The organism is Kitasatospora sp. NPDC089797 (assembly GCF_040684795.1).
Lineage (GTDB): Bacteria > Actinomycetota > Actinomycetes > Streptomycetales > Streptomycetaceae > Kitasatospora.
On the sequence record NZ_JBFBGS010000055.1, the window covers coordinates 1 to 16,939 of the forward strand.

The 16,939-nt window shown below is 73.2% G+C and carries 18 protein-coding genes; 10 read left to right on the forward strand and 8 right to left on the reverse strand.

The window, feature by feature from the left end; translation table 11 throughout:
- Positions 1-112: 112 nt before the first annotated feature.
- Positions 113-1,579, reverse strand: coding sequence for an LCP family protein (locus AB0O91_RS33360; RefSeq protein WP_363441395.1), 1,467 nt, complete (start codon positions 1,577-1,579; stop codon positions 113-115).
- Positions 1,580-2,015: 436 nt separating this feature from the next.
- Here AB0O91_RS33360 and AB0O91_RS33365 point away from each other — a divergent pair, with 436 nt between their 5' ends.
- Together AB0O91_RS33365 and AB0O91_RS33370 are read left to right on the forward strand one after the other, a co-directional pair.
- Positions 2,016-2,381, forward strand: a complete 366-nt coding sequence (locus AB0O91_RS33365) for a hypothetical protein (RefSeq protein WP_363441287.1) — start codon at positions 2,016-2,018, stop codon at positions 2,379-2,381.
- A 135-nt stretch (positions 2,382-2,516) separates the two neighbouring features.
- A complete protein-coding gene (locus AB0O91_RS33370) occupies positions 2,517-3,716 on the forward strand; it encodes an aminotransferase class I/II-fold pyridoxal phosphate-dependent enzyme (protein ID WP_363441288.1) in 1,200 nt (399 codons plus the stop codon).
- A gap of 92 nt (positions 3,717-3,808) precedes the next feature.
- On the opposite strand, the gene AB0O91_RS33375 is transcribed toward AB0O91_RS33370, so the two are convergent.
- From AB0O91_RS33375 to AB0O91_RS33385, 3 genes are all read right to left on the reverse strand, one after another.
- The gene (locus AB0O91_RS33375) at positions 3,809-4,693 is read right to left on the reverse strand and encodes a helix-turn-helix transcriptional regulator (protein WP_363441290.1); all 885 of its coding nucleotides are present in this window, start codon (positions 4,691-4,693) and stop codon (positions 3,809-3,811) included.
- A 36-nt stretch (positions 4,694-4,729) separates the two neighbouring features.
- On the reverse strand, positions 4,730-5,536 hold the full coding sequence (locus tag AB0O91_RS33380) for an SDR family oxidoreductase (RefSeq protein ID WP_363441292.1): 807 nt from the start codon (positions 5,534-5,536) through the stop codon (positions 4,730-4,732).
- Positions 5,537-5,766: 230 nt separating this feature from the next.
- Positions 5,767-7,506 carry a SpoIIE family protein phosphatase gene (locus AB0O91_RS33385; protein WP_363441294.1) on the reverse strand — a complete coding sequence of 580 codons (1,740 nt, stop codon included), beginning with the start codon at positions 7,504-7,506 and terminating at the stop codon, positions 5,767-5,769.
- Between the two features lie 183 nt (positions 7,507-7,689).
- On the opposite strand from AB0O91_RS33385, the gene AB0O91_RS33390 reads away from it, so the two are divergent.
- Positions 7,690-8,562 (forward strand): SDR family NAD(P)-dependent oxidoreductase, encoded by an 873-nt coding sequence (locus AB0O91_RS33390; protein WP_363441296.1) that lies wholly within the window; start codon positions 7,690-7,692, stop codon positions 8,560-8,562.
- A 273-nt stretch (positions 8,563-8,835) separates the two neighbouring features.
- Complete coding sequence (locus tag AB0O91_RS33395; protein WP_363441298.1) at positions 8,836-10,056, forward strand: ROK family protein; 1,221 nt, start codon at positions 8,836-8,838, stop codon at positions 10,054-10,056.
- Positions 10,057-10,063: 7 nt separating this feature from the next.
- Here AB0O91_RS33395 and AB0O91_RS33400 read toward each other — a convergent pair whose 3' ends face one another.
- Positions 10,064-11,236, reverse strand: coding sequence for a S1 family peptidase (locus tag AB0O91_RS33400; RefSeq protein ID WP_363441300.1), 1,173 nt, complete (start codon positions 11,234-11,236; stop codon positions 10,064-10,066).
- A 284-nt stretch (positions 11,237-11,520) separates the two neighbouring features.
- Between AB0O91_RS33400 and AB0O91_RS33405 the strand changes: the two genes are divergently transcribed.
- Entirely contained in the window at positions 11,521-12,039 is a 519-nt protein-coding gene (locus AB0O91_RS33405) for a hypothetical protein (RefSeq protein ID WP_363441302.1), read from the forward strand.
- A gap of 1 nt (position 12,040) precedes the next feature.
- On the opposite strand, the gene AB0O91_RS33410 is transcribed toward AB0O91_RS33405, so the two are convergent.
- On the reverse strand, positions 12,041-12,256 hold the full coding sequence (locus AB0O91_RS33410; RefSeq protein ID WP_363441304.1) for a hypothetical protein: 216 nt from the start codon (positions 12,254-12,256) through the stop codon (positions 12,041-12,043).
- Between the two features lie 69 nt (positions 12,257-12,325).
- Here AB0O91_RS33410 and AB0O91_RS33415 point away from each other — a divergent pair, with 69 nt between their 5' ends.
- From AB0O91_RS33415 to AB0O91_RS33435, 5 genes are all read left to right on the forward strand, one after another.
- Positions 12,326-12,553 (forward strand): hypothetical protein, encoded by a 228-nt coding sequence (locus tag AB0O91_RS33415; RefSeq protein ID WP_363441306.1) that lies wholly within the window; start codon positions 12,326-12,328, stop codon positions 12,551-12,553.
- Positions 12,531-13,049, forward strand: coding sequence for a DUF6879 family protein (locus AB0O91_RS33420; RefSeq protein WP_363441308.1), 519 nt, complete (start codon positions 12,531-12,533; stop codon positions 13,047-13,049). Before AB0O91_RS33415 ends, AB0O91_RS33420 begins: the two co-directional genes overlap by 23 nt.
- Positions 13,046-13,897: a helix-turn-helix transcriptional regulator gene (locus AB0O91_RS33425; RefSeq protein WP_363441397.1), complete on the forward strand. Its 852-nt coding sequence runs from the start codon at positions 13,046-13,048 to the stop codon at positions 13,895-13,897. Before AB0O91_RS33420 ends, AB0O91_RS33425 begins: the two co-directional genes overlap by 4 nt.
- 389 nt (positions 13,898-14,286) lie before the next feature.
- Complete coding sequence (locus tag AB0O91_RS33430) at positions 14,287-14,796, forward strand: hypothetical protein (protein ID WP_363441310.1); 510 nt, start codon at positions 14,287-14,289, stop codon at positions 14,794-14,796.
- A gap of 74 nt (positions 14,797-14,870) precedes the next feature.
- Positions 14,871-15,539, forward strand: coding sequence for a class I SAM-dependent methyltransferase (locus tag AB0O91_RS33435; protein ID WP_363441311.1), 669 nt, complete (start codon positions 14,871-14,873; stop codon positions 15,537-15,539).
- A gap of 72 nt (positions 15,540-15,611) precedes the next feature.
- Here the strand turns inward: AB0O91_RS33435 and AB0O91_RS33440 are convergent, their stop codons facing one another.
- Together AB0O91_RS33440 and AB0O91_RS33445 are read right to left on the reverse strand one after the other, a co-directional pair.
- Positions 15,612-16,298 carry a transcriptional regulator gene (locus AB0O91_RS33440; protein WP_363441313.1) on the reverse strand — a complete coding sequence of 229 codons (687 nt, stop codon included), beginning with the start codon at positions 16,296-16,298 and terminating at the stop codon, positions 15,612-15,614.
- A 157-nt stretch (positions 16,299-16,455) separates the two neighbouring features.
- Positions 16,456-16,854 carry a hypothetical protein gene (locus tag AB0O91_RS33445; protein WP_363441315.1) on the reverse strand — a complete coding sequence of 133 codons (399 nt, stop codon included), beginning with the start codon at positions 16,852-16,854 and terminating at the stop codon, positions 16,456-16,458.
- Positions 16,855-16,939 lie beyond the last annotated feature (85 nt).

Genomic DNA, 16,939 nt, shown 5'->3' on the forward strand with positions numbered 1-16,939 from the left:
CCCGGGGGTCCCCGGTCCTGACCGGGCCGCCCGCCCACCACCGCCCGGCGGGCGCCCCGTTCCGTTGTGCTCCGTTGTGCTTTCGGTGCTCCGTTGTGCTCCTCGGCGCGGCTCAGCCGTAGGACACGTTGGCGCACGGGTCGTCGTCCGCTGAGCGGGCGGTGCCGCTGACGCTGCTCGGCAGCGGGGCCGGGGAGTTCGGGGCACCGGGCGAGGCGGTGGCGGAGGCCGGATTGGCGGCGGCGAAGTCGTGGCCGAGCACCACGTTCACGCCCCGGCTGCCGGGCTGGACGGTCGCGCCCGGGAAGAGCTTGGCGACCTCCTCCGCGGCGGCGCGCTCGCCGGTGCCGTACTCGACCACGGTGGTGCTGCGGGCCTTGCCGGTCGCGTTGCCGACGGTGGTGACGGTGTATCCGGCGGCCTTGAGGGTCTCGGCCCCCTTGCCGCCGACGCCGGTCTCACCGGTGCCGTTCAGCACGGCGACCTTGACGTCGGTGTTCTTCGCCGCCGGGGTGGGGGAGGGGGCGGCGGGGGTGCTGGGAGCGGCGGAGTCGGTCGCGCTCGCGCTCTGGGCGCTGGCGTCCTGGCCGTCGATGGTGCGGTCGGCCTTGAGCGCGGCCCACAGCTGGTCGACGTCCGGGTGGACCAGGGCGACCCGGGGGCCTTCGTAACGCCACGGCGCGGTGAGGAACTTGACGTCGTGCAGGTCGACGTCCTTGACCGACAGGGCGAAGGACATCAGCTTGGCGGCCGAGCCGAGGTCGGGGTCGACGGTCAGCGACTTGGTCGCGGCGTCGGCGAGCGGCAGCAGCGTGGTCGGGTCCATGCCGCGCGACTTGACCTGCTTGATGAGCGAGGAGAGGAAGGCCTGTTGGCGCTTGGTGCGGCCGATGTCGGAGCCGTCGCCGATGCCGTGCCGGACCCGGACGTAGTCCAGCGCGGACTGGCCCTCGACCGTCTGCTTGCCCTTGGCGAAGATCTGCTTGCCCTTGTGGCCGAGGTTGGGGTTGAGGTCCCCCTCGTAGACGGCGTTCGGCAGGCAGACCTCGACGCCGCCGACCGCGCTGGTCATCGCGGCGAAGCCGCCGAAGTCCACCACGATGGTGTGGTCGACCCGGAGATTGGTGAGTTTCTCGACGGCGTTCTGGGTGCAGGCCGGATTGCCCTGGTCGGTGTTGCCCACCGCGAAGGCGCTGTTGAACATCACCTTGGTCTGCGGCTTGGTCCAAGTGCCGTTGGGGAGTTTGCACGGCGGGATGTCGACCAGGGAGTCGCGGGGGATCGAGATGCCGACCGCGTGCTTGTGGTCGGCGTAGATGTGCAGCAGGATCGCGGTGTCCGAGCGGGCGCCGTCGTCCCCGCCGCCGCCGAGGTTGCTGTTGCCGTTGCCGCGGCTGTCGGAGCCGATCAGCAGGACGTTCACCGGGGTCCGGCCCTGGGCGTCCGGGGCGGCCGCCGCCGGACGGTCCTTGCTGAGGGCGTCGCCGTCGAAGGTGGTGATGTTGCCGTTCAGCCGGTAGTAGACGGCGCCGCCGGCCAGTACCAGGAGGGCGGTGCAACCGGCCGTGGCCCAGAGCACCTTCTCCTTGGTGCCGCGTTTGGGCTTCGGTTTGGCCCGCCCGGTGGGGCGGGCGCCGGGTATGCCCTCGCCCTTGCCGCCCTGGTCGGTACCGCCCTGGTCGGTGCCGCTCCGGTCCGCACCGCCCTGGCCGGCGCCGGGCGTGCGGCCCGCCGCTCGGCGTCCGCCGCCGCGGTGCGGCGAATTCCCGGTGCTGGTGGAACCCCTGCGACCCGACACGGCGTCATCCTCCACAGTTGCCACGGAACCCCCGTCGAAGCGGTGGCTTGCGTGGTCCTGGGTCGGAACCGGTCCGGGTCGGCCTATCGCTAAACTTTTACACCGCTGTAAAACTTTCAGAGGAGCATACTAAGCGTAGATGAGAAAAATACTGGTCAGACCATGAGAGATGGTCAGCCGGGTCTCATCTCCGCCGCTCCGTACCCGCACGAGGAGCATGATGACTCACCGGATCGCACGTTCGATAGCCGGCGCCCTGGTGGCACTGCTGGCCGCCGTCGGCCTCAGCGCCGCGGCGTCGAGCGCGACGGCGGTGGCCGCACCCCGGACCGTCGCCGCCGCGCCGGCTCTCACCGCACCCGCTGCTGCCGCGCCCGCCGCCGCGCCCGCCTTGGTGCGGCAGGCCGGGGCGCAGGACACCGCGGCGCAGCACCTGGCGAACAAGCCGGAGAAGAAGAAGTCCGGGTTCTTCGCCAAACTCGGCAAGTTCCTGCTGGTCGTGGTCATCCTGATCATCCTCGTCATCATCCTGGTGATCTGGGGGATCGTTCACCTGGTGCGGAAGCTGTTCCGCCGCAGCTGAGGCCCCTGAGTCGCTGAACTCCTGAGTTCTTCAGCTCCCGAGGCCGTCCCGGGCGGCGGACCACCGCCCGGGACGGGCCACTCGGCGGCGATTGGCCCTGTCCGCCGGCGCGAGGCCGGACCGAGCATGGTCGGCATGAGCGACCACTCCGTGAACCCCGACGTGCTGCGCCCCGAGAGCCGGATCGTGCACCCGACACCGGTCGAACCCGGCGGCCGACCGCTGGGCATCCCGCTGCACCAGAGCCACCTGTTCGCCTTCGAGAGCAGCGAGGCGCTCACGGCGGCCCTCGCGGGCCCCGACGGGGCGTTCTGCTACAACCGCTACGGGAACCCCACCGTCCGCGCGCTGGAGGACGCCGTCGCCGACCTGGAGGGCGGCGCCGGTGCCATTGCCACCGCCTCCGGCATGGGCGCGATCAACACCGTGCTGCTCGCCCTGCTGCGCTCCGGCGACCACGTGATCGCCCAACGGAGCCTGTACGGCGGTACGTTCGCGATGCTGGCCGACCTCGCCGAGCGGTGGGGCGTGGCGGTGACGCACGTCTCCGGGAACGACCTGGACGAGGTGGCGGCCGCGCTGCGCCCCACCACCCGGCTGCTCCACCTGGAGACGGTCTCCAACCCGACCACCCGGGTCACCGACCTGCCCGGGCTGATCGCCGTCGCCCGGGACGCCGGGGTGCTGAGCGTGGTCGACAACACCTTCGCCACCCCGCTGCTGTGCCGGCCGATCGAGCACGGCGCGGACGTCGTGGTCCACTCGGCCACCAAGTACCTGGGCGGGCACTCGGACGTTCTCGCCGGGGTCGCCGTCTTCGCCGACGCCGGACTGCACCGGACGGTGTGGCAGTACGCGACCGAACTCGGTGCCGCCGCCGACCCGTTCGCGGCCTGGCTGACCCTGCGCGGCCTCCAGACCCTGGCCCTGCGGGTCCGCCGCCACTGCGACACCGCCCTGGAGCTGGCCACCCGGCTGGCCGCCCACCCGGCCGTCACCGCCGTCCACTACCCGGGCCTGCCCGGGCACCCCGACCACGAACTCGCCCGCCGCCTCCTGCCGGAGGGCCAAGGCGGAGTGCTCGCCTTCGACCTGGCCGGCGGCCGCGAGGCGGCCCGGGCGTTCACCGAGGCCGTCCGGCTGGCTTCGCTGGCCCCCTCGCTCGGCGGCGTCCACACCCTGGTGGTCCACCCGGCGAGCACCTCGCACCGGCAGCTCTCGGAAGGGGAGTTGACGGCGGCGGGGATCGGCGCCGGGACGGTCCGGGTGTCGGTGGGCATCGAGCACCCGGAGGACCTCTGGGCGGACGTCGTGCAGGCCCTCGCCCGGGTCTGAGCGCCGGGTCTGAGCGCCGGGTCTGAGTGTCGGGGTGGGGTGTCGGGGTGGGGTGTCCCGGTCCGCCGACCGGTACGGCCGACGGGCCGGGACTATCCGTGGGCTGCGTCGACCCCGGTCGCCGGCGCCTCCTGGGTGGCCGCCCACGACGCCAGCAGCGCCAGGCCGTCGGCGGTCGGCGTGCCCGCGGGCGCGGTGTAGACGGTGAGGTACAGGCCGGGTTCGGCGGGCAGGTCCAGGGACTCGACGTCCAGGTCGAGCCGGCCCACGACCGGGTGGCGCACCCGCTTGCGGCCGGACCGCTGCAGCCGCACGTCCTGGGACGCCCACCGCCGCCGGAACAGCCCGCTGCGCGTCGACAGTTCGCCGACCAGGGCGATCAGCTCCTCGTCGTGCGGATCGCGGCCGGCCGCCATCCGCAGCTTCGCGGCCGCGTCGTCGGCGATCCGGTCGTAGTCGACGAAGAAGTCCGCGGCCGCCTCGGGCTCCAGGTAGATGAACCGCGCGAGGTTCACGGGCCGTCGCGGGTCGGCCGGCACCGGTGCGTACAGCGCGCGGGCGAGCCGGTTCATGGCGAGCACGTCGTAACGGCCGTTGCCGATCAGGGCCGGCGCGTCGGAGATCGCGTCGAGCACCTGGCGCAGCGCGGCGCGCACCGTCACGGCGGGCCTGCGGCGGCGCGGGGCCCCCGGCGCCCGGCACTGGCGCGCCAGGCGGAGGAGGTGGTCGCGCTCGGCCTCGTCGAGCCGCAGGGCGGAGGCCAACGCGTCGAGCACGCCGTCGGAGACACCGGCCAGGCTGCCGCGTTCCATGCGCACGTAGTAGTCGACGGACACCCCCGCCAGCAGCGCCACCTCCTCGCGGCGCAGGCCCTTGACCCGGCGGTGGCCGCCGTAGACGGGCAGGCCCGCCTGCTGGGGTGTGATGCGGGCGCGACGCGAGCCGAGGAACTCCTTGATCTCGGTGCGCAGATCCATCGTGGCCGTCCCCTCGCCGTGAGCCCGTCCGGCAGTCTAGGGCGTGCCCGTGGCGGTCGTCGCGATGCCGCCGTCCACCGGGATGACGGCGCCCGTGAGGTAGGCCCCGGCCCGGCCGGCCAGGAACACGGCGACCCCCGCCATGTCGTCGTCGCGGCCGAGCCGGCGCAGCGGGGCCGCCGCCGCGATCCGGTCGCCGAGGACGTCGAACGTGGACGCCATCATCTGCGACGGGAAGACTCCCGGGGCCACCGCGTTCACCGTGACGTGCTGGGGGCCCAGCTCCCGGGCCAGCACCCTGGTGAGCTGGTGGAGCGCCGCCTTGCCGGCGGCGTACGAGTAGTTGGGCGCCTGGGCGACGTGGATGGCGGCGATGCTGCCGATGTTGATGATCCGCGCGGGATCGTCGGCGGTGCCCGCCTCGCGAAGTGCCGGGAGCAGCGCCTGCACCAGCCAGAACGGCGCCTTGAGGTTGAGGTCGAGCACGGTGTCCCAGGCCTCGTCCGGGAACGTCGCCAGCGGTTCGCGCCACATCACCCCCGCGTTGTTGACGAGGATGTCCAGGCGTCCGGAGTCGGCCGTGACGAGCTCGGCGAGGCGTCGGCACTCCTCGTGCCGGGAGAGGTCGGCGGGGATCGCCCGTACGTCGCCGAACGCGGACAGCTGCCGCTCCGCCTCCGCACACGCGTCCGCGCCGCGTGAGCTGACGACCACCCGGGCGCCGGCCTGGAGCAGGCCGCGGGCGATCATCATCCCGATGCCCCTGGTGCCGCCGGTGACCAGGGCGTCCTTGCCGCTGAGATCGAAGAGTCCTGCGTGGTCGGTGAGTCGGTCGTCCGTCATCGGATTCCGTTCCCTCGGTCGCGGAGGAGCGCGCCGACGAGGTCGCGCGTTCCGGGGCAGTCGGATCGACCCGACGGGGCGTGACGCCGCCGGGTGTCCCCAGGCTGGCAGGTGCTTCGGAGGTCCGGCAGGGCCTGGTGTTCCGGGTACTGCCAGGGCCCCCTTGCCGGTGCCGATCCGCGGTCCGCGATCCGACCGGTGATCCGACCGGTGATCCGACCGGTGATCCGTCAGCGGGCCCGGGGGCGGGCCGCGAGCAGGGCGATGTCGTCCTCGGCGGCGGGGGCCGGGGGCGGGACCAGGGCGTGCAGGACGGCGTCGAGCAGGTCGTCGAGGTCGCCGGTGGCGGGGAGCCGGAGGGCGGCGAGGCGCGCCAGCGAGGCGTCGATGTCCTCGTGGCGGCGCTCGACCAGGCCGTCGGTGTACAGGAGCAGGGTCTGCCCGGGGTCGAGCGGGTGGGTGGACTGCTCGTAGCCCCCGAGGCCGGTGCCGAGCGGGGGACCGGTGGGCACCCGCAACAGCTCGGTGGGGCGGTCCGGGGTGATCAGCGCGGGCGGCAGGTGGCCGGCGCTGGAGAGGGTCCAGCGGGCGCGGCCCGGGTCGGCGAGGACCAGCAGGCAGGTCGCGGGGCGGGCGGTGTCGTTGGCGGAGATGACGTTGTCGAGCTGGCGCAGGATGCGGTGCGGGGGCAGGTCCATGCCGGCGATGTCGCGCAGCGCCGAGCGGTAGTGGCTCATGTCGACGGCGGCCTCGACGCCGTGACCCATCACGTCGCCCATCGCCAGCAGGGTGCGGCCGAAGGGCAGCCGGACCGTCTCGTACCAGTCGCCGCCGACCACCGAGCTGCTGCCGGACGGCAGGTAGCGGGAGGCGAGGGCGAGGTTCTGGTGCGGGCTGCCGGGCTCGCTGAGCAGCGCCCGCTGGAGTTCCAGGGCGATGCCCTGGGAGCGGGTGTAGCGGCGGGCGTTGTCGATGCCGGTGGCGGCGCGGGCGGCGAGGTCACCGAGCAGGGCGGCCTCGTCGGGGGTGAAGGCCGGGGTGGCGGCGCTGCGGCCGAGGGTGAGCAGGCCGACCAGGCGGCCGCGGGCGGCGAGCGGCAGCGCGAGCAGCGAGGCGGTGCCGGGCGGGCAGGCGTCGGCGGGGCCGGGCCCGGCGAGCACGGCGACGCCGGTGGCCAGGCTGCGGGCGGCGGCCGACCCCTCGCGGTGGCGCACGGACTCGCCGGGGCGGGCCGATTCGGCGAGCGCGGCGTCGAGTTCGGGGACGGCCCGGACGGCGGCGCGGTGCAGCCGCCGGGTGCCGTCCCGGCCGGGGCGGGCGGGTTCGGCCTCGGGCGGGAGCACGTCGACGGTGGCGAGGTCGGCGAGGCCGGGGACGGCGAAGGCGGCGAGTTCGGCGCAGGTGGTGCCGATGTCGAGGGTGGTGCCGATGCGTTCGGCGGCGGCGTCGAGCAGGGCGAGCCGGGCGCGGGCCTGCTGGAGTTCGCGCAGCCGTTCGCGCTCCGGGTCCGGGTCGTCCAGCACCACGACGATCACCCCGGTGGTCCGTCCGGCGTGCCGGAGCGGCCGGTAGCGCACCCGCAGGCCGGGCGGGACGGGGGAGCCGGCGCCGTCCGGGCCGCCGGTGAGGTGTTCGCGGTCGCGTCCGTCGGCGAGGACGCGGCGCAGGGTGGTGCGGGCGGCGGCGAAGGGGGTGGTCTCGACGGCGCGGCCGAGCAGGTCGGCGCGGCGCAGTCCGGTGACGGCGCTGAAGGCGGCGTTGAGGTGGCGCCAGCGCAGCTGTTCGTCGAGCACGGCGATGGCGACCGGGGCGGTGGCGAGCACGTCGCGGAGCAGGTCCGGGTCGTTGCCGGGGTGGTCGGCGCCGGTGACGGCACCGAGGTGGGCGGCGAGGGCCGCCGCGGTCGCCGTCAGCGAGCGCCCGTCCGGGGACGGGCTGTCCTCTGCTCGGTTGCCGTGCCGGAAGTGCATGGACCCATGATCACGCGCCCCGCCGCGGCACGCCCACAACCGGGTGAAACCTTGACTGCTCGGAGACGTTGTTGTATCCGCGCGGCGGCCGGTTGCGTGCGCGCACACGTACTTGTAGAGTGCGTGCACACGCACACAGTTATCGGCCTCCGGCGACCGACCGGAGGCCGGGAGGAGGCCCGCATGGCAGTCACCCCTAACACCGGCACCCGGATCGTCCTGATCACCGGCACCTCCTCCGGGATCGGCCTCGCCGCCGCGGTGGCCGCCGCCGGGGCCGGCTACCGGGTGATCGCCACCATGCGCGACACCGGACGGGCCGGGGAACTGCTCCGCGCCGCCGAGCGGGCCGGGGTCGCCGACCGGATCGAGGTCGAGCGCCTCGACGTCACCGACCCGGCCTCCGTCGCGGACTGCCTGGCCGTGGTGCTCGAGCGGCACGGACGGCTGGACGCGGTGGTCAACAATGCGGGCGCGGGCTTCGTCGGCACCGTCGAGCAGGACGGGATGGCGCCGGTGCGCGCCGCCATGGAGGTCAACTACTTCGGCGTGGTCGAGGTGACCCGGGCCGCGCTGCCGCACCTGCGGGCCAGTGGCGGCCGGGTGGTCACCGTCAGCAGCGTCGGCGGTGTGGTCGGCCAGCCCTTCAACGAGGCCTACTGCGCGGCCAAGTTCGCCGTCGAGGGCTTCATGGAGTCGCTCGCGCCCGTCGCGGCCACCGTCGGAGTGGCCGTCACCGTGGTCGAACCGGGCGCGGTGGCCAGCGAGTTCATCGGCAACCAGGACCTCGACCTGCCCGCGCTGATCGCGGCCGCCGGCCCGTACGGCCCGGCCCTGGCGGCGTACGTCGACCGGACGCTGAAGGCCTTCGGCACCGCCCAGACCCCGGAGCAGGCGGCCGCGCCGATCATCGAGGCGCTGACCGCCGAGCGGCCGCCGCTGCGGGTGCAGACCTCGGAGGCGGCCCGGGCCTTCGCCGGGGTCAAGCTGGCCGACCTGGACGGTTCGGCGGTGCGGACGATGACGGGCGGCTGGGTCGGGGCCGCGGGCGCCTGACGCCGGGGGCATCTGACGCCGGGGGCGGTGCGGGCCTGGGTGGGCCGGGCCTCGCGGGTCCGGGTCTCGGTGGTCCGGGTCTCGGTGGTCCGGGTCTCGGTGGTCCGGGGCGGCGCTGCGGCCGGGGCGGGTCCGCGGCGGGGCGGCGAGTGATCACCGGTCATACTTGGGCGGCGGCGCCCGACACCGGGTGCCGCGGGTGGTGCCAGTGCGCTGTTCGCGGGCCCCGGACCACCGTCAGCAGCCGTCCGCAGCCCAGCCCCGGAGGAACCGATGAGCCCCCACCAGCCGACCAGTCGCCCGGCGGCCGGGGCCCCCGGGGTGCCGTGGAACCGGCAGCGGCTGCGCAGCAACAACGAGTGGCTGCTGCTGGAGCTGCTGCGCACCGGTGGCGGCACCTCGCGGGCCCAACTGGCCCGGGACACCGGGCTGTCCAAGCCCACCGTGTCCGCCGCCCTGGCCGACCTGGAACAAGCCGGGCTGGTCCGCGAGGCCGGCCGGGTGGCCCCCGAGCGGGGCCGTACGGCGGTGCTCTACGAGGTCGACCCGACGGCCGGGCACGTGCTCGGGGTGGACGTCGGCCGGGCCCGGCTGCGGGTCGCCGTGGCGGACCTGGCCGGCACGGTCGTCGCCCGGCGGGACGTGGCGAACCGGGGCCGGACCGCGGACGCCGTCGCGGCCGCGGTGGTCGCCGCCGCGCACGAGGCGACCGCCGAGGCGGGCCTGGCGGCCGCGGACATCGTGCACGCGGTGATCGGCACGCCGGGGGTCTGGGACGAGGAGCGGCGCGGGGTCCGGTACGCGACCAGCCTGCCCGACTGGGGCCGGCCGGGGCTGTTCGACCGGATCGGCGAGGGGCTCGGCACGGCCGTGACGGTGGCCAACGACGCCAACCTCGCCGCGCTCGGCGAGTACACCCTCGGCGCCGGGCGGGGCAGCCGGATGTTCGCCTACCTGCTGGTCGGCACCGGGCTCGGGGTGGGCGTGGTCAAGGACGGTGAGCTGCTGCTCGGTGCGCACGGCGCGCTGGGCGAGATCGGCCTGGTGCCGCTGCCCGTCCCGCCGGGCGGGGAGACCGCGGCCACGCTGGAGCAGGAGGCCGCGGCGGACGCCGTGGTGCGGGCCGCCGGGGAGTTCGGGCTGGCCGGGAAGGGCGGTCGGCGGCTGACCGCCAAGCAGGTCTTCGAGCGGGCCCGGGCCGGGGAGGACGCGGCGCTGCGGGCGGTGCGCTGGGAGGCGGAGCGGCTCGCCTACGCCGTCGCGGTGCTGTCCGCGGTGCTCGACCCGGACCTCCTGGTCCTGGGTGGCGGCATCGGCAGCAGCGCGGACCTGCTCCTGGAACCGCTGGAGCAGGCCCTGCGCCGCTTCGCCCCGATGTGTCCGACGCTCGCCCCGAGCCTGTTGGGGGAGGAGGCGGTGCTCCTCGGCGCGGTCTCCACGGCACTGGAGACCGCCCGTCCCGAGGTGTTCGAGCGCCGGACGGCGGGGTTGTGAGGAGGGGTCAGCCGGTGGCCAGGGTCAGGCCGTAGGTGCTGAGGATCGGGTTGACCGGCTGGAAGTAGGTCTCGCCGCCCGAGGTGCAGTCGCCGGAGCCGCCCGAGGTGACGCCCTGGGCCTGGTTGCCGGAGATGAACGACCCGCCGGAGTCGCCCGGTTCGGCGCACACGTTGGTGCGGGTGACGCCGTAGACGCTGCCCTCCTGGTAGTTGACGGTGGCGTTCTGCTCCTCGACGGTGCCGCAGTGCCAGCCGGTGGTGGAGCCGGAGCGGCAGACCGCGCCGCCGACCGGGGTCTCGGTGGAGCCGCCCACCGTCACCGCGCCGCCCTGGTAGTCGTTCACCTGCGGCTGGGCGGTCCAGCCCGCGCCGGCCGCGACCCAGGACCAGTCGTTGCCCGGGAAGGTCGAGCCCTGGAAGGTGCCGATCGAACTGCCGTCGGACGTCGTCGCGTTGGAGCCGGGCTGACCGCAGTGGCCGGCGCTGACGAAGCCGGGCTGGCCGTTCTGGGTGACCGGGAAGCCGATCGAGCAGCGGGCGGCGTTGTCGATGTAGTAGGCGTCCCCGCCGTGCAGGTCGGCGAGCGGCCGGGGCGCGGCGGTGGCGGGCTCGACCCGGACCAGGGCGCGGTCCACCCCGGCGCGGTCCAGGAAGGCCGCGGTGCGGGCGTCGTCGGCGGACTGCACCACGACGGTGTTGGAGCGGACGTCGACGTACCAGAGCGGGGTGGCGTCCGGTGCGGCGGCGCCGGAGGCCCGGTCCAGCGCCTCCTTGGCCTGGGTCAGGACGGCCAGCGGGTGCCGGACGACGGTCGCCCGGCCGCCGTGGGCGGTGATGGTCCGGGCGGCGGCCGGGTCCGTGGTGGCGACCGTCAGCCCGGCCCGCGACCCGTCGATCCAGGCGCCCGCCCAGTGGTCGCCGAGCGCCCGGGTGAGGGCGCTCTGCACGGCGGCGGCCCGGCCCTCCCGGGCGATCCGGTCGGCGGCGGCCTGCGGGGCCAGCCCGAGGTCGCGCTGCATCGCGTGCAGCAGGGCGGACGGCACGGCGGTGGCACCGGCCGGGGCGGCCAGTGCGGCGGCTATGGAGGGGTCGTCGGCGGGCGCGCTGACGGCGGGTGCGGCGGTGAGCGCGACGGTCGCCAGGGCAGCGGCGACCGCGAGCGAACGGAACCGGAGCATGGGGGGTCTCCTCGTTCGGTGTGGGGGTTGCCGGAACCGTAGCGATCGGTTTGGAGTGGCCGGAACATGTCATAAAGCCCCGCGCTCCCGCGCTATACCCCCGTGCCGGACCGCCCTCGGCGGGGGTGTCGGGCGGGGGTGTCCGGCGGGGCCGCCGTGTTCGCCCGGCGGAAGATCTCGATCTGCCAACGAGTGCGGAAACGGTGGACGGTCCGTGTGCGGAGTCTGCTTGAATCGCACGGCCCAGACACGACCACCCCTGTGGAACGGAGCGTTCTCCCCCCATGCCCTTTCCGATACCCGGGCGCCGCCGGGCGGCCGGCCTGGCCGGATTCGCCGGACTCGTCCTCACCGTCGGCCTGGCGCTGACCGGTTGCGACCCGTCGGCGGCGGACACCAAGCCCTCGGCCACACCGGCCGTCACGGCCAGCCCGACCGTCACGGCCGCGCCGAGCGCCCCGGCCACGGCGAGCGCCCCGGCCGACGCGGCGGCGGTCACGCCTCCTCCGCCGCCGGCCACCGCGGTCGCCCCGCCGCCGTCCGCCCCGGCCGCCACCCACCCGCAGACCCCGGCCGCCAAGCCGCAGCCCAAGGTGACCACGGCGCAGCCGCCGACCGACCCGGAGCCGCAGCACACCCAGGCGGCCGGCGGCGCGGGCTGCGAGATCCGCTCCAACGCGGGCAACTGCTACGCGGCCGGCCAGTTCTGCCGCAACGACGACCTCGGCAAGAGCACCCACGACGCCAACGGTCGGGAGATCCACTGCCGGGTGGTCAGCGGCAAGCCGCACTGGCAGGCGTGAGTCAGCCGCCGAGCGTGGTCCAGAACAGGCGCTCGTAGGACTGGAGCAGCAGGCCGTACTCCCGGGCGGCGGCCAGAGTGGGCCCGTCCAGGGCCTCCGGGCCGAGGGCGTCGGCGGCCTGCTGCTCCAGTTCGGGGGCCGGTTGGGCGAAGAAGTCGAAGAAGGCGCGACGGGGCGCTCCGGTGGGCCGGGATCGAGCAAGTTCGAGCACGTTCATGGCGTGCGGGGCAACGCGCAGGGCAAGATCGTCCGACGCGACCGACTCCGACTCGCGAGGAGGCCCACCATGGCGCTGCACAAGCTCGGACAGGACCCCGACAGCCCCGAAGGCAAGTCCCCGACCGTCTACTTCGACGACGCGACGGGCAACTACGTCCTTCAGGGCTGGAAGGTGCTCGACCCGGAACGTCTCGCACAGATGGACATCCCGGGGCACGAGACCGTGATCGAATTCCCCAGGCGCATGATGCAGTTCTTCCCGGAGGTGAACGGTGGCGGCGGCCCGATCGCTTGAGGATCTGCTGCGGACCTGTACCCGCTCGGCCCTCCACTTGGAGATGCGTGACGGATACATGCGGGACGACCCGCTGTTCCTTCGCTGGCTCAGCGGACAGCGCGACGACCCTGCCGACCGTCCGTCGTGGTGGAGTCCGTGGTTGCAACTCATCGAGGAGACCACGAGCCGCGGCGTCGAGGTGCGGCGTGCGCGGGTCGTCTCGGAACCGGCAAGCGAGTACATCCGGTTCGAGCACGAGATCTCGTTCCGGAACATCGCCTCGGGGGAGCACGTCAGGTGGCTCCCCCGCCGGCGGGCCACTGGGCTGGCTCTCCCGGGCAACGACTTCTGGCTGATCGACGGCCACCTTCTTGTGGTCCACCACTTCAGTGGAGATGGCGACTTCGTGGATGATGAGGTCACCACCGATCCCCAGACCGTGAAGCTCTGCGCCTCCGCCTTCGAGGCCGTCTGGGAACAGGCGGTCCCGCACGAGGACTTCCGGCTGCGCTGACCGTGTCCGCGTCGTCCAGTGTTCAGCAGGCCAAGCAGGCCCTTGGCCAGCGTCTGCGCGACATCCGGCGAGATTCCGGACTCAGCGCGCGGGCGCTGGCCGAAGCTGCGGGATGGCATGAATCGAAGTGTTCCAAGATCCAGAGCGGCCGGACGGTGCCCTCGGAGGCCGACCTGCGCACCTGGACGGTCATCTGCGGCGTCCCGGAGCAGGTGGCGGACCTCATTGCGACGGCCCGGAACATCGAGGGGATGTACGTCGAGTGGCGACGCCTTGAGCGCGCCGGCCTCAAACGGGCTCAGGAGTCCGTGGGTCCGCTGTTCGAGCGCACGCGACGATTCCGGATGTACCAATCGTGGGTCATCCCCGGTCTGCTCCAAACAGCGGCCTACACGCGCGAAGTACTGAGCACGATCGTTTCCTTGCGCAGCACCCCCGATGATGTCGACGACGCTGTAGCCGTGCGAATGGAACGGCAGAAGGTGCTGCACACGGGAGATCACCGGTTCGCGGTTCTGATCGAGGAGTGGGTGCTGCGGACCGTTATCGGCACTCCGGAGATCCTGGTCGGTCAGCTCGGCCATCTCATCACCGTCGGCTCCTTCCCGTGCGTGAGCCTCGGGGTGATCCCCATCGGTTCAACGAGGGGCGCTGGCTGGCCGGTTGAATCCTTCACCGTCTATGACGACGCACAGGTGAACGTCGAGCTCGTCTCCGCCCATCTCACCATCACCCAGCCAGCCGAGATCTCGGAGTACGGACAGGCATTCTCCGAGTTGGCCGGCATTGCCGTCTACGGTGCCGATGCAAGAGCGCTCATCACCGGAGCCATCAACTCGCTGGGGTGAATGTGGGCAAGCTCAGGCAAGTTCGTCGACCGCGCGCCATCCCGCTCCATACCGTCTCTTCCAGGCGTCCTGAGAGGGAGGGAGCGGCGCGATGGCGAGACGCAACCCTGAGCGTGAGTACCGAGCGGACGTGACCGGCCCCTCGAAGGTCGAACGACAGTGGCTCCTGGCCGATTGGAGCCCGCTGGACGACTACCGGGCGGCCAACGACCGAGCGGGCCGCGAGCGTTGGGGCGCTGCTCCGGATCGCGGCCGTGCGCTCCGTGTCACCCGCCACCGCCACACCGCCTGGCTCGACAGCCCCGTCCCGGCGGCGGGTCCTCCCAGACCCCCGTCCTTCCGGGCAGGTCATGCAAGGCAGTGCGCCACCGAGAAGAGAGGAACGAATCATGACCGTTGTGCTGGAAGCGCCTGCGGACACCGAGTTCCGTGACCCCCGCGCGCTCCTCAACGCAGTTCGGCCGTACGTCAAGGAGCTGACGTACAACGTGTTCGAGGGGCCGGGAAACACAGGTGACCTGTACGAGCGGGAGATCGCGCTCCTGCTCCGCGACAACACCATGGTCCGCAACATGGCGGAGCGAATCCTCGACAACGCCATCGCGTACACGATCACCGCCATGGAACACCCGCAGGTGCACCTGGGCGTCGGCAGGATCGTGGACATCGGAGTGCACCAGCTCCTCCTGGACACGCCGGTGTACTTCGCCGTCTGCGACACGTACAACGCCGGCCGGTACAAGCACCACGCCCCGCTGATCCAGCGGCGCGGCGACGGCATCGTGACCCGAACCGCTGAATTCCTGCGCGGTAACGGCTTCGACGCCGACGAGGAACTGTGGGCGATCGACGGGGCGGACTGCTCCCCGTGCGACAACAAGGTGCCCGACAGCCACTGATGGGAGGTTAGGGTGCCTCCGCCCCTTCCGGGGACAGAGGCACCGCCTGCCACTTCTTCTTCAAGGGAAGCCCGTTGCCCGCACAGCACAACATCGAATCCGAGCGCGAACTCTGGGACACGTACGCCGACGGCATCAAGGACGACGTCTTCGACGCTGGGCCGGTATTCCGCTGGACCCAGTACGCCGACCACGGGCCCGGCCCGGAACTGCTCGGATCACCGGGCAGCGCACTGGAGATCGGGTGCGGGACCGGCCGAGCATTGGCCACCCTCGCGGAACAGGGCGTGGAGGCCGCAGGTGTCGATCTCTCGCCCGTCATGGCCGAGAAGGCCACCGAGCGCTGGGGGCCGACAGGCGTGCGGATCCACTGTGCCGAGGTCCTGGACTACCTGAGCAACTCGGACGAGACATGGGACGCGGTCTACTCGGTGTTCGGAGCGGTCTGGTTCACGGACCCCCTGAAGCTGTTCCCCCTCGTCGCCTCCCGTCTGAACCCCGGCGGCATCCTGGCCTTCTCACAACCCCCGGCCATCCCTGGTGCCTACGGCCCCCAGGGCATGTACAAGGGTGGGTTCGCCGGACGAGCGCTGTACACCTACCGCTACTCCTACACCCCCCGCAAGTGGGCCGGGCTGCTTCGGCGGAGCGGATTCGAGTCGGTGGACGCGGCGGTGCTCGACGCCCCGACCGAGGGACACATCGGCACTCTGATCGTTACGGCCAGGACCCCGAGGGCCTGACAGTCGATGACGCCAACGGTCGGGAGATCCACTGCCGGATGGTCAGCGGCAAGCCGCACTGGCAGGCGTGAGTCAGCCGCCGAGGGTGCTCCAGAACAGGCGCTCGTAGGCCTGGAGCAGCAGGCCGTACTCCCGGGCGGCGGCCAGGGTGGGCCCGTCCAGGGCCTCCGGGCCGAGGGCGTCGGCGGCCTGCTGCTCCAGTTCGGGCGCCGGTCGGGCGAAGAAGTCGAAGAAGGCGCAGGACTCGTCGGAGAAGCCGTGGTGGCGGCGGAGCGCCTGGCCGATGGTGGCGCAGTAGCCGCCCCAGGCGGTGAAGTTGGCCACCATGGCGACGGCCGCGGCGGGCGGGCGGCCGTTCAGTGCGAGCCAGGCGAGGTAGGCCGGGTAGGCCTGGCAGCCCGGCAGCGGGGCCCGGGCGGTCACCGCCCCGGCGTCCAGGCCGCAGGCGGCGGCGAGGGCCGGCAGGGTGCGCAGCGCCGCGCTCTCGCCCTCGGCGAGGGTGGCGAACCAGGCGCCGAGCGGCCGGTCGGCGCAGCGGGTGGCGAGCATGAGCAGGCTGCGCCGGTCGGAGGCGATGATCCGGTGTTGCTGGGCGGCGAGTTCGGCCACCGCGGTGAGCGGGGCGGTGCCCTCGGCGAGTGCCGTGACCAGGGCGGGGTCGGTGTCGCCGGGTGCCAACTCGGCGCGCAGCTGCTGGATCCGGTCGAGGATCGGGTGGTTCACCGGTGCCTCCGGGGTGCGGTTCGGTCCGGTGCCCATTCCTATCGCCTCGGGGGCGTCCGGGCGGTGCCGACAGGCCGTGGCACGCGGGGTGGCGGTGGGTCGGGTGCCGGTGGGTCGCCGGGAGCGCCGGTGGACGGCGCTCCCGGGTCGACGGGTGGCCCCGGGCGACGGATGTCCCCGGGGGCGCGCGGGGTCAGGCCCCGGCGCAGGCCTTGGTCAGCTCGCCGGCGGCGTCGCCGATCGGACCGAAGTCGGGCTCCGTGCCCTTGGAGACGGCCTTCTGGGCGTTGTCGACGGCCTTGGACAGCTTGTCGGCGGCGGCGTCGAGCCTGCCGTCACCGTCCTTGCGGATCTTCTTGATGTCGTCGACGATCTTCTTCAGGGCCTCGACCGTGTGATCGCGCCGACTCTTGTCGGTGATCTGGCCGACGTTGAACGCCGAGTCGCCGAGGTCCTGGACATCGCCGGTGAGACTGATCGCCCGCTTTCCGCAGTCGACGGCCTGATCGGCGTTCTTGCACGCGGTGAACAAGGGCGCCGCCACGAACAGGGCGATCGAGGCGGCGGCCAGGCGGTACGGAATCTTTGTCATGTCAGTTTCCCTCCCGCGTACGAGAACGCCCGGTCCTCGTACGGTGGTTCCGGCATGACACGTGAACGGTCGGCAAAGCCTGCGG

What these genes read in the sequence shown, in the direction of transcription:
- AB0O91_RS33365 (WP_363441287.1), top strand. Translation starts at nt 2,016, where the DNA reads ATGATGACTCACCGGATCGCACGTTCGATAGCCGGCGCCCTGGTGGCA.
- AB0O91_RS33370 (WP_363441288.1), top strand. Translation starts at nt 2,517, where the DNA reads ATGAGCGACCACTCCGTGAACCCCGACGTGCTGCGCCCCGAGAGCCGG.
- AB0O91_RS33375 (WP_363441290.1), bottom strand. Translation starts at nt 4,693, where the DNA reads ATGGATCTGCGCACCGAGATCAAGGAGTTCCTCGGCTCGCGTCGCGCC.
- AB0O91_RS33380 (WP_363441292.1), bottom strand. Translation starts at nt 5,536, where the DNA reads ATGACGGACGACCGACTCACCGACCACGCAGGACTCTTCGATCTCAGC.
- AB0O91_RS33385 (WP_363441294.1), bottom strand. Translation starts at nt 7,506, where the DNA reads ATGCACTTCCGGCACGGCAACCGAGCAGAGGACAGCCCGTCCCCGGAC.
- AB0O91_RS33390 (WP_363441296.1), top strand. Translation starts at nt 7,690, where the DNA reads ATGGCAGTCACCCCTAACACCGGCACCCGGATCGTCCTGATCACCGGC.
- AB0O91_RS33395 (WP_363441298.1), top strand. Translation starts at nt 8,836, where the DNA reads ATGAGCCCCCACCAGCCGACCAGTCGCCCGGCGGCCGGGGCCCCCGGG.
- AB0O91_RS33400 (WP_363441300.1), bottom strand. Translation starts at nt 11,236, where the DNA reads ATGCTCCGGTTCCGTTCGCTCGCGGTCGCCGCTGCCCTGGCGACCGTC.
- AB0O91_RS33405 (WP_363441302.1), top strand. Translation starts at nt 11,521, where the DNA reads ATGCCCTTTCCGATACCCGGGCGCCGCCGGGCGGCCGGCCTGGCCGGA.
- AB0O91_RS33410 (WP_363441304.1), bottom strand. Translation starts at nt 12,256, where the DNA reads ATGAACGTGCTCGAACTTGCTCGATCCCGGCCCACCGGAGCGCCCCGT.
- AB0O91_RS33415 (WP_363441306.1), top strand. Translation starts at nt 12,326, where the DNA reads ATGGCGCTGCACAAGCTCGGACAGGACCCCGACAGCCCCGAAGGCAAG.
- AB0O91_RS33430 (WP_363441310.1), top strand. Translation starts at nt 14,287, where the DNA reads ATGACCGTTGTGCTGGAAGCGCCTGCGGACACCGAGTTCCGTGACCCC.
- AB0O91_RS33440 (WP_363441313.1), bottom strand. Translation starts at nt 16,298, where the DNA reads ATGGGCACCGGACCGAACCGCACCCCGGAGGCACCGGTGAACCACCCG.
- AB0O91_RS33445 (WP_363441315.1), bottom strand. Translation starts at nt 16,854, where the DNA reads ATGACAAAGATTCCGTACCGCCTGGCCGCCGCCTCGATCGCCCTGTTC.